Here is a 12,506-nt window from a genome sequence, read left to right on the forward strand (position 1 = left end):
ATTTACTCCCCCTCCAGATGAAAGAATTCTTCAAATTCTTCGGCTTCGCTATGCGGATGATACACCAAAAAATCCTGCATCACATCACTTTCCTGTTGGCAATTTTTCGTCATTTGCGGCCAATACCGCTTACGGTTAAAAATTATTTCATCTCCCCGCGGCGTGAGTGATGCCTGGTGGGTAGCAGGTACGCCCTCGTTACTGACAATAATATGGGCATTGTTGCCACCCAACCCAAACGCGCTTATCCCAGCCCGCCGGACACTACCTTCACCAGCCCACGGTTTTAAGCGCGTAGCAACATAAAATGGCGAATCCTTAAATTTAAACCTGGGATTGGGATTGTTGCAATGCAAAGTCGGCGGAATTTCCTGCTGGTTCATTGCCAGAAGCACTTTGATAATACTAGCCGCTCCGGCCGCGCTGAGCAGATGGCCGATATTGGTCTTTACACTGCCCACACCGCAAAACTGTTTTTTCCCGGTGTACTCGGTAAATACATCAGTCAGTGCTTTTAATTCAATAGGATCGCCAATTAACGTTCCCGTACCGTGCGCTTCAATGTAGCCGATAGTTTCCGGGTTAATCCCGGCCTGGGTAATTACCGTCTTAATAAGTTTGCGTTGGGCATCAGGATTGGGAGTTGTTACTCCCATGGTATTTCCGTCACTATTCACCGCCGATCCGTCAATAACTCCGTAGATTTTGTCCTGATCCCTTATTGCCTGGGACAGAGGTTTTAAAACCAGCACGCCACACCCTTCCCCAATGCCGATTCCGTCGGCCCCGGCGTCAAAAGTCCGGCAACTGCCGCCCGGGGATAATATCTTTTCGGCGCTCAAACTAAGATAAACTGATTCGTCCAGCAGAATTTCCACACCGCCAGCCACTGCGACCGTCGACTCGCCGCTTTGAATACTCTGCACCGCCAGATGAATCGCCGTCAGTGAACTAGAACACGCGGTATCTATAACCATGTTGGGCCCTGTAAAATTGCAGACATGGCCCAGATGCGCCGCGATAAAATTTTGTCCTGTACCAATAACCCTATTTTTGTTGAAACCGGCAAGTTTAGCGGCGAAGCAGCCGGTCCGGGCTCCGGTAAATACCCCTACCCTTTGGCCCCACAAAGAGTTATTCGCATAACCGGCGTCTGCCAGCGCTTCCATGCTCACCTCCAGCCATTGCCGTTGCAACGGATCAATCTGCGGCGCCAGAGAATCCGGGATTTTGAAATAACGGGGGTCAAATTCTTCAATTCCTGTTAAAAATGCCCCCCATTTGCTTATACTTTTCCCTTCTTGATAGCCTCGATTTTCATAATACTCTTTCCAATTCCACCGCGATTGCGGAACTTCTCGTATGCTATCCCTGCCCGATTTTAGGTTTTCCCAGTATTGAGCAATATTCCTTGCATCGGGAAAATGACAGGCCATCCCTATTACAGCGATTCTTTCCTGACAGTCGTGAACTTCGTTCTCAACTGATTGCTGATTTCTTCTCCGCCGCCAGTGAGGCGATATCTGTCTCTCCCGGTTACTCGGCACAATGTTTTCCTGATCCGCAGAATTTGACGGCATCAGAGCTTTTAATGCTTCTGGACAAGTCCGCAGCAAATAACCAGTCATACCTTTTAGTGTAGGGTGTTCCAAGAAGGCGGAAGGCTCCAAACTCACACCCGCCAAATCCCGGTCAATCTTGGTAATGACCTGCGCCAGCAAAATAGAATTCATGCCATAGTCTTGCAGTAGGGCATCTGCCTCCAGATTCGCCTGGTACATGCCCAATTCCCTGGCAAGCAACGCCCCTAACCAGTCCTGTGTTACCTGCGCCAGGGTACTTGTTATACTAACGCCAGCAATATTTATATATTTTTCCTGTTTTTCGTCCGGTGCTGCCGTATCCTCAATACTCCGCTGCAGCAGCCGTGAAGGATTCCATAGATCCGGATTAACCATTGCCGGCAAGACAACAGGACTAATATTGCCAGATAATATATAGTCAAGATATTGTAAACCTTCCTCATTTGTCAGGCTAAGCAGTCCGGTTTGCCGGTAGGCCCTGCTTTTGACTTCACCTGTGCCGGCCTCCTTCCAACTAGGCCACTCTATACTGACGACCGGACAGCCATGAACATTAGCCTCGGCGAAATAGTCCATATAGGCGTTTGCTGCCGCATAGTCGCTTTGGCCTGAAGCCAGAGTCGGTATAATAGCCGATACTGACGAAAACAGGACAAAGAACTGTAGGGGCTCATTTTTTACGCTGTCATATAAAACATCAAGCCCGACCACCTTGGGATCCAGTACCTGCCGCATATTGGCCATAGATTTGCGGATAAAGGCGGGATTATCAAAATCCCCCCGGCCCGCGCAATGGATAACCCCGCCTATCGGACCCAGGGTATTTACTATTTCCTGCATACTCATCCGAACAGCGCGTTCGTCGGTAAGCAAAACTGACCGCACTTGCACTTCTGCGCCCAGCGCCTCCAGTTCAGCCACTGCCCGAATTTTTTTGGCCACGGACGTATCCTGCCGCTGGTATGAATCCCATTGCTCACGCGGCGGCATTACCTCCCGTCCGGTAATAACCAGGCGCTTGACACCATACCGGCTGATAAAATGCCGGGCGCATAAGTAACCCAGTCCCCCTGTCCCGCCGGTAATCAACAATACATGCTTATCCGGGAACGCTAATAAAGGTTGATCAGCGTCTCCTGCCGACACTTCCGTCAACCGGGCCCGGTACCTGATCCCATTCCGGTAGCATACCTCCATATCTTCACTATTCTGACAAAATTCTGTGGCAATCTGTTCGGCTAACACCACGTCACCGGTAGCCGGATCGGCGTCCATATGCCTTGAACGCAAATATTTATACTCACTTTGCAGCATTCTGTACAACCCGGCCCGGAAAGCTCCGGACAAATTCACGGCGGTGTTCTCCAAAGACTCCAGTCCCCGGGTTACACCAAGCAGCATGAAACCGTCTGTAGGTTTTTGCTCCACCTGCCTCTGTAGCCACTCTAGCCACTCAACCGAATGATTCTTTTCCCGGCCGCAGCCTACCAAATCAATACAGCCCGCCAAATTCAGCCATTCACCATCCGACTGTCGGAGTTTTAGCCCAGCCTCACTTAAGTCCATAATTTTACTGTCAGCAATCAACCGTGTCAGTTTAAGCGCCAATTCCTTGGTCTCAGGAGTTGTTATTATAACAACATTCCGATCGGTTGTCGCACCCGGCTTGCCTGGACACAGTTCCCACTGTTTTGTTAACAGGCACATTTTTCGGGAGGAGGCGCAGGTTGTTTCCTGTACCTCCTCCCGTCCAATTAAACGCATCTCCCGTCCTGTTGGCTTGCCACCGACCGAAATCCGCTCAGACAGCCAAAACCGTTCCCGGGCAAAAGGATAGCCGGGCAAACTTACCCGGCGAGGCTTCACATTATCATAAAATTTGCCCCAGGGAAAAGCTAGCCCCTTAACCCACAGGTCTAAAATTTTGCCGTATTTTCTTTTCTCTACCCAGGCATCAATTGTCTTAGCCATATCTTCGTCTGCAGTCAACACTGCCAGAGTATCCTTATTGCGCTTAACCTGACCGCGGTATAAACTTGCTATACCGTCCTTACCTGCTATGAAATCCCTCAATTCTTCCGCTAATTCTACAGAGGAATGGACGGTTACCGCCAAACGCTCCTCCATTGCTTCCCGGCCTACCTGCAATGTATAAGCTATATCGGTTAAATCGGCAGCCGAAAGTTGCCTTGCTTCGATAAAGGTGAGCAATTGCTTTACCTTTTCCCGCAATTGTTCCTCATTCCTGGCCGACAAGACAATAATCGCCGGATTTTCCGGTGTGAGGGTAATTGGTGAATGCACCTCGGCCGGAATGTATTCCTCAAGTACTATTTGGGCATTGGCCCCTCCCGCACCAAAGGATGAAACGCCGGCAGTTCTTGGCCATTCCTTGCTGTCCCCGTTAATAGCAACTACCGGCCGTTCCCATTCTACCAGTTGCTGTTGTACGATGAAAGGAGTACTGGAGAAATCGATGTTGGGGTTAAGCACCTTGGCATGTAATGACGGTGCTATTTGGCGGTGTTTGAACTGCAGCAGCACTTTAGTCACCCCGGCAATGCCGGAGGCGCTTTCGCAATGCCCAATGTTTGATTTCACTGAACCGATTGCGCAAAACCCGTTATCCTCAGTACTCCGCCGAAAGGCGTTAGTTAAGCCGGCAATTTCAATTGGATCCCCTAATGCCGTACCTGTTCCGTGAGCCTCCATGTAGCTGATAGTCCGGGGATTAACCTGTGCCCGGTGTAATGCCCCGGCGATCAGTTCAGACTGGGCGCTGGGATTTGGCACAGTGTATCCATTAGTTTTTCCGCCAGTATTAATCATACTGCCTTTAATTATTCCGTAAATATGATCCCCGTCGGTGACAGCCTTAGCCAGTGGTTTCAACACAATTGCTCCTACGCCTTCGCCGGCAACGAATCCATCGGCCAGATCGCCGAAAGCCCGGCACCGATCACCGGCTGACAGCATTGTCATTTCCGCCAGCCTGACATAATGAACCGGGTCTACAATCAAATTAACGCCACCGGCGATGGCATATTCACTTGTGCCGCTGTACAGACTTTCCAACGCTAAATGAATCGCTGTCAAGGAAGACGAGCAAGCAGTATCCACAGCCATGCTCGGGCCTTGGAAGTTAAAAATATAGGAAATGCGATTGGCAATTGACCAATAACTGACTCCCGTGGGGTAGTTACTGTTCATTACCCCCACAAACACACCGATTTTTCTATTGTCACCCAGTGATGCCGGAGTATATCCGGCATCCTCGATACTCACGTAAGCCGTTTCCAGAAACAGTCGTTCCTGAGGATCCATCTGCCTGGCTTCACGTGGAGAAATCTGAAAAAACAACGGATCAAATTTATCTATATCGTCAATAAAGCCGCCCCATTTAGTATATATTGACCCCGATTTTCCTTTTCCTTCAAGGAAGTATTTTCGCCAATTCCACCGGTTTTGAGGTATTTCGGTAATGCAGTTTCTCCCTTCCTGCAGATTTTTCCATAATTCATTTACATTATTGGCACCCGGATAACGTCCGGCCATACCGATAATCGCAATATCCCTCACCAGAGGCATCTGCGGTGCTGATCTGACAAATCCCGATCCGCAAAGAAACCGCCGGTTCTTACTCAACCGAGGCGTAACCGTCTCCGTTGACGCCTTGGCGAACATTTTTCCATTACTTTCGGCAACTCCGTCATTTTCCTGTTCGTCCAATCCGGTCAGCGCAGCCAGAGCTGCCTTCTGCGTTTGCAGAAAATGTTCCACCAAGGCGTCAATAGTTTGATGTTCAAAGAATAGAGTAGTGCTGATATTGCTGAATACCTTACGCAGACTATAAGTTAATTGCCCGATTAGAATCGAATCTATGCCATATTCGCCCAGTGGTTCAGCGGAATCAATCCCGCCGACCGGCATTTTAAGTATTTCTCCCACCAGCTTTTTGAAATATTCCGTACTCTTTTCCCGCAGCAAATCCTCTATTTTGGTTGTTGCCGACCACTGAGCGGACTGTTGCCGGAGTAACTGCTTAGGCTCCACTGTCTTAACTTTTGGTTCCGCCCGGCGATTAATCTGCCGTTTTTGTCGGACAATTCCGTCACTTTGAGCGATGACAACCTGTTGCCCCTGCTCGTGACAGGCTTGTGCTGGAAACAGAACCGGACTGAAGCCTTCGCTTGCCAGCACTTGCCGCCAGGTGTCCGGCAGCAAGCCGGGACACCCCGGTATGCGTAAAGAAGCGTCGTCGTACAGCCACCACCCTTCAAGCAAGCCAAAAGTCAAATGAGTAAACAATGAATTGGTACTTAACTCATTTAAAATAACCACCCCGTTGTTTTTTAAAACCTCTTTGACATTGCGCAAGGTCTGTCGGATATTGCGAGTAGCATGCAACACATTAGCCGCTATTACGATATCATAACCGCCTTGGTCAATCCCTTGGCCGGCAACCGGCGCTTCCACGTTAAAAATCTTGTAGGTCAGATAAGGATTTTGCGGCCCGTACTCCCCTTCTGCGTACCGCAAGAAAGCTTGGGAAATATCACTATAACAATATTCCTGAATATATTGTTGATAAGGCTTCAGTTTATCAAAAATTGCCGCGCTGGTCCCCCCAGTACCGGCACCGAGTTCAATAATCCGCAGACGGATAGCCGGGTCTTTCCCTATCCGCTCAACAATATAGGCCATCAACCAATTGGCAACAACCGCATTAAAGAAATCGGCAACATTGTTGTTCTTATATATTCCCGCTACCAGTTCAAACGAAGCTCCGGGAAAAATGATATCTGTCGCCCGTACCTTGCCGGCTAGAATTTCCGGCAACGCCAGCAAAGTTTTCTCCAGCAGGATGATTTTCGCTTTGCTGTCGGGATCAGCCAACCAGATGTCTTTGTTGCGATTCCATTCCGTCCAGGCGGCTGCTGCCGCATCCGGCACCGCCGGAGCGATTACAGTGCAAACGTCTCCTTCGCAGGTCAAGTAATTATGCCGGATCAGAACTTCAATGCTTTCACTTAACCACCTTTCATATATCTCACCCAGCCCATTCTGGGTAATAAGATTTGCTTTGACTGATTTTTCTTCAGTAAACATACCCATCGCCTGCAGTTGGTTCCAGAGCAAACGGGCCAGCAGTTCGTCCAGATTTGCGGTAAACCCGCCTGCTTCCGGTTTAACCGCCGGAATTGCCGAAAACTGTTCGGTTTTGGACAGCGCAATGGTTCGAATACCAGGCAGGCGATTTGGCAAATAAACGGTAATAACTTCTCCAGCGTCAATTCCGACCAATGCCTGCTGCCCGGTGATGTTAACCAACGCCATGCTAGCGCTTGGCCCGGCCAAGAGCTTCTCTAATGCCGCCATAGCTTCCGGCCCGTCAATTGCGCCGATACCGGCCTTCGCCATCCGCTTTTGGTAAGTTTCAGACGCAACAACGCCGACGCTGCCCCAATAACCCCAATTCATGACTTTTACAGGGCAGGACCATTCCCGTGAAAGCCGCTGCGCGAATGCATCCTCAAAAGTGCAACCAGCGGCGTAATTGCTTTGTCCGGCTGCTTTGATAAAGGAATTAATAGAAGAAAAAAACAGTGCAAAATCCAAAGTTTCATGTTGAAAAACCTGTGCCATGCGCACACATATATCAACCTTGGCCGAAAGTCCGGCTTTAAATCTCTCCTCGCTCATTCCAGCCAAACCTTGATCCTGTAGTACAATTGCCGAGTGTATTATGCCATCGATTTTGGTGAAACGCTGCTTTATTTCCATATAGGCCTGGTATAAAGCTTGTTGGTCGGTAGCATCGGCGGTAATATACAATGGCTCCGGCCCCGACCCGGCCAGTCTGGTAATTTTATCTTGAACCGTATCCTGCTGTCGGCGACCTATCCAAATGATTTGCGCCTGATAATTGCGGATTATGTACTCGCTCCAGGTTTCGCCAATGCCGCCGGCGCCGCCAATTACCACATATACGCCGCCGGGTTTGTACAGTGACCGCTCCCGGTTGGGGCAATGATTTAAAATCAGTTTCTGCCTATACCACTCCCGCCCCCGATAAATCCAGGCATTTCCCTGGGGATCAGGCGGTAAGGCCAAAATATCGGCAACAGGCCAGTCCCACCCAGATTCGGTGTCAATCAGCCGAGTCTGCCAGTTGGGATATTCTTTAGCCAGTGACCCTACCAATCCGTGCAGACTGGTGTGGGTTGGGTCCACGATGTCCTGGCTGTGAACCGGTTGACTTGCTACAGTGAATATACTCAACCCCAGATCCATAGTTCCATAGTCCAACTGTAGCAAGGCTTTTATAAACCGAAAAAATTGCAACACACCATTATTCTGCCCGGCAATAATTGCTTCTTCGCCCGGATGCGCTACCACACTTGGGGGAACAAGCCAAAAGATGTGATTAATGGCACCTTGCTCTCCCAATTTATTTGCTATTTCGTCAATACTATCATCAACCGTAACATCAATAATCCGTGCTTGCGGGTAGCACTGTTTAATAGCGGCTCTACCTGTCTCCGTCCCACCAATAATTACCACCCTATCGCCAATGCCCGGATAGGCTTGTCCCTGCTCCGGCGGTGTTACGTCCCATACCGGGCTAAGCATTACAGTCCCCGCAAGCGATTCACCGGAAAACTTGTTAGAAAGACCCGTGGGGTCTTTAAACGTGGCCAGAAAGCTATCCTTTCCGTCAGCGCAAGAAACAGCCGGCGATATACTGTCGGTCTTGATTCCTCCTTCAGGCAATCTTGTTGTTAACCCTTGTAGCCGCACACAAACGCGGCCGGTTTCGTCACACAATTCAATATCCAGATTATTGCCGTTGTCCCGGGCCCCGCCATTAATACCGTATCTGACAAATGCCCACATAACCGGTTCGCATTTGCCAACAACTTCTAACTGTTGCAAGGCGAAAGGCAACGCCAGTTGTGGATTACCGGAATTCAGTAGCAGCGATACTTGCGCGGCGGAATCCAGTAAACTGGGATGAAGTGCAAACAGATCCATGGTCACGGCAACCGTAGCAGGCAAAGACAGCTTTGCCAGCGCTTGCCCCTGCCCCAGATAAACCTGCTCAATCCCCCTGTGTCCTGGCCCGTAGTCAAGCCCCAGCACCCGAAAGAGTTCATAGCATTGGTCGGATGAATAATTCTTTCCATCGCATTTAGCCTGCAAATCAGGCAAATTCAAAGCCGGGATTTCCGCCACCGGATCGAAAACAGCACTTCCGTCACAGTGCACCGTTAATTCTCCGTCTCCCTCTCCCACCTCACTGTAAATTGAGTAGGCAATTTCTCCGTTGTCTTTTGGCAAGAGTCCTATATGTACCAGAACTGGCCGATCCACCACGACAATGGGATGGATCCAAACCACATTTTTCAACCGCATGTTCCTTGCGTCTCGCCGCACGCTTCCCGCGGCCCGCTGCAATGCCGCATATGCCATTTCCAGGTATGCTACCCCGGGAAATACCCGTTTGCCTTGCACCAGATGATCTGCGAAAAAAAACTCCTGTCCGGAAAAAACTGAACTAAAGCGTTGTTCAGTAAAATCCGACGTGTTTTGCTGCAGCAGCGGATGAAGATCACCGACTAGCATACGGTTTACGGCTGCACCACCAACAGGTTTGGCGGGTTCAGGAATCCAATGACGCTCTTGGGCAAAAGGATAAGTTGGCAGACTGATTCGACGCGGTTTAATCTCGGTATATAGTAAGTGCCAATCTAATTCCAACCCCTTTACCCACCACTCGGCCAATTTTTCCATTTTACGTTTAGTAATCCATGTTTGGATTAGTTCCCAGGAGTCCTCATCCGCCTTCAACAATGCAACGGCGTCTTTATTTTGTTTAACATGGCCCCAGTAGCAATCGGCAATTACTTGGTCCTGTAAAAATGCCGTCAATTTTTGAATTAATTCGTTGATATCCCGCACCACGAATGCCACCCGTTCTTCTAACGCCTCTCGCCCGACTTGCAGGGTATAGGCCAAATCCATCAAAACAACCGGGCCACCGGTCCGGGCTGTTTCGCCGAAAAGACCCCCAGGGTCATTCGGGGATGGAGAAAGAGTATTTTTTAAAAATTTAATAATTTTTTTGGCGTAGCAGCATAATCGTTCTTTATTCCTGGCGGAAAGGGGAATTACTACCTGTTCCGTCTGGGATGCATCAATTTGCGAAAATTGTTGTTGCTGCGAAATATATTCTTCCAATATAATATGGGCGTTTGACCCATAAGCGCCGAATGAACTTAAGCCTGCCCGACGTGGAAAAGCAACCGGCCGTCCGCCATCCATTATTTCCGGCTGTTGCCACTGCTCGGTTTTGCCCTGCACATAAAATGGAGACTGGGCCAGATTTATATACGGATTAAGTTCCGCAGAATGGAGGGAAGGAACAAGGGTCCGGTAATAAAGCTGCAAGACGGACTTGTGTAAACCACTGATCCCGGCAGCCGCCTCGGTATGTCCGATATTTGACTTCACTGAACCAAGTGAACAAAATTGCCGATCCGCCGTATGACGTTCAAAAGCCTTCATTAATCCTTCAATTTCAATGGGATCCCCTAAGGACGTCCCTGTTCCGTGTGCCTCAACATAGCTGATAGTCCGCGGATTAATTCCGGACTTTTCCCAGCAAGCCAGAATCATGTCCGCCTGAGCTACCGGACTTGGCACTGTAACCCCGCTTACAGCGCCGCCGTGATTAAGAATACTACCTTTAATGACCGCGTAAATATGATCTTGATCCTGGATAGCCTTTCGCAACGGCTTCAGCAAAACCACGCCAACACCCTCACCTGATACGAAGCCGTTGCCTCCTTTACCGAAAGCGCGACAACGCCCCTCACTGGAATACATATCCATCATGCCATATGTCAAATATTTGTGAGGGTGCAGTGATAAGTTCACGCCACCCGCCAACGCCACTTCGCTTTCCCCGTGTTTAATACTCTCCAATGCCAAATGCACTGCCGTCAGCGAAGAAGAACACAAGGTATCAACCGCCATACTGGGACCATGAAAATTGCAAAAATAAGAAACCCGATTGGCAATCGGCGCAGTATTTGGCAATACGGGAAATACTTGCCCGCCGGTTGTAGCTTCTGACCCCAGTAAAGTATAATCCTTATGCATGACCCCGGCAAACACCCCAACTTGCCGACGGTTATTCCTGCCGCATGGTTCTACCAGCGTTTTGGGTGTATAACCGGCATCTTCTATCGCTTCCCAGCAGGTTTCCAGGAACAACCGCTCTTGCGGATCCATAAGCTCGGCTTCCCGAGGTGATATCCGGAAAAACTGAGCATCAAAACAATCCGGATTGTCAAGAAAACCGCCCCATTTAGACATATCCTTTCCTGACGGGGATTTCAAAGCGGCAAACCGCCGCCAATCCCAACGCGATTCAGGTATTTCGCCAATACAATCTTTTCCCGCTTGTAAATTGAGCCAAAACTCCTGCAGGTTTTTGGCCTGGGGATAACGACCCGCCATGCCGATAATGGCTATGTCGTCATCAGAATTGGGTTCAAACGCCCTGTGGACGATTTCCGGGAAAGTTTCAGTTGCAGCGTAAGCTTCTTCCTCAACCTTGTTATCATGAATCGCGGTTTGCCAGCCATCAGACGCTTCCAAAAAACATTCGGGATAGCTACTGGCTAAATAATCGGCTAATACGAGAATTGACGTATATTCAAACAACAAAGTTGGGGAAAGCGGTGTACCAGTTTTTCTTTCCAACACCTTCACCAGTTCCAACAATGATGCTGAATCAAGCCCTATATCGTAATAGCCGACCGCAGGTTCTATTTCCTCGGGCGACCGGTTTAATTGCGCCGCGATTGCCTGTTGTAAAAATTTTTGCACAACATTTAGCAAACCGGTATCCGAGTCGGTAAACTCCGTCCGGGGAGAAATCACCGGTTCATGCTCAGCCGGATGTCTTGTCGCGCTTGACTGCGGTAATTGTACCGCGTGAACTGCGCTTTCGTCCGACTTATTTTCCGGTGTTTGCCGCATATTTTTCTTTAAGTTAGGATTAATAGACTCGGCATCCCGCACTAGTTTGACAGCAAGATTTACCAATTCCCCAACCTTTTTTCCAGATTGATCAAAAAACTCCAGCGTCAAATACAGAAGCTCATTTTTCCGGCGTATTTTCGTTGACTGCACTCTGGTAAGACACTGTTTTTGCAATAAAGCTGTAGCGCGGAATGATTCATAATGCAGTGGCAAAAACAATCGTTGCTCTCCTTGTACTAAAGCCGCAAGCAATGCCCCTGCTCCTATTGCGCTGCCGTCAATGAGAACCGGATGAAACATAAAGCTGTCCGCAGTAGACCAGGCATCCTGTCCGGCGGCAACATTGATGACAACGGCTGAATCCACCAGGTAAACCTGTCCCGCCGCTTTCATAAATCCATCATGACAGAGTTCTTGACGACGGTACTGTTGATATACTTCTTCCAAACTGATAATCTGCGAGGACGACCGTTTTATTAGCGACAGATTCAGTTCTTCGGCAAACAATCCGGATTTCTGTCTATACATTTCGGCAGTAACATATCGTTTTTTACCTGACAATGGAATTCCTTGCCGCTCCTCATCGCCTTCAATAGTAATCAGCCACTGTCCCTCACTAGTTTCCCGGCATTGAATGCTGAGCAGAACATCGTAATCCGGCCCGATAAGTAGCGGGCTGTATATAGATAAATTACGCAATTCAAGTTCGGTAAAATCATAATGATTTTTTCGAAATATTTGATAAATCAAGTCTATGTACGCTAAACCCGGCAACAGCTCTTGACCGTATACCTTGTGATTACTCACTATGGGATTATTCAAAGACAGCTTAAATTGCTCAGCAATCATTTTCTACTTACCTCCTAAATG

General features: G+C 49.0%; 1 protein-coding gene. It reads right to left on the bottom strand.

Annotation, left to right across the window (positions count from 1 at the left end):
* Nucleotides 1–2: 2 nt before the first annotated feature.
* Complete coding sequence (locus tag AC1ECB_RS12225; protein WP_485668947.1) at nt 3–12,485, bottom strand: SDR family NAD(P)-dependent oxidoreductase; 12,483 nt, start codon at nt 12,483–12,485, stop codon at nt 3–5.
* Nucleotides 12,486–12,506 lie beyond the last annotated feature (21 nt).

It is taken from the genome of Sporomusa sp. 246TCP1, assembly GCF_057319775.1.

Excerpts from the sequence above, each read along its gene's own strand:
- AC1ECB_RS12225 (WP_485668947.1), bottom strand. The coding sequence starts at position 12,485 with ATGATTGCTGAGCAATTTAAGCTGTCTTTGAATAATCCCATAGTGAGT.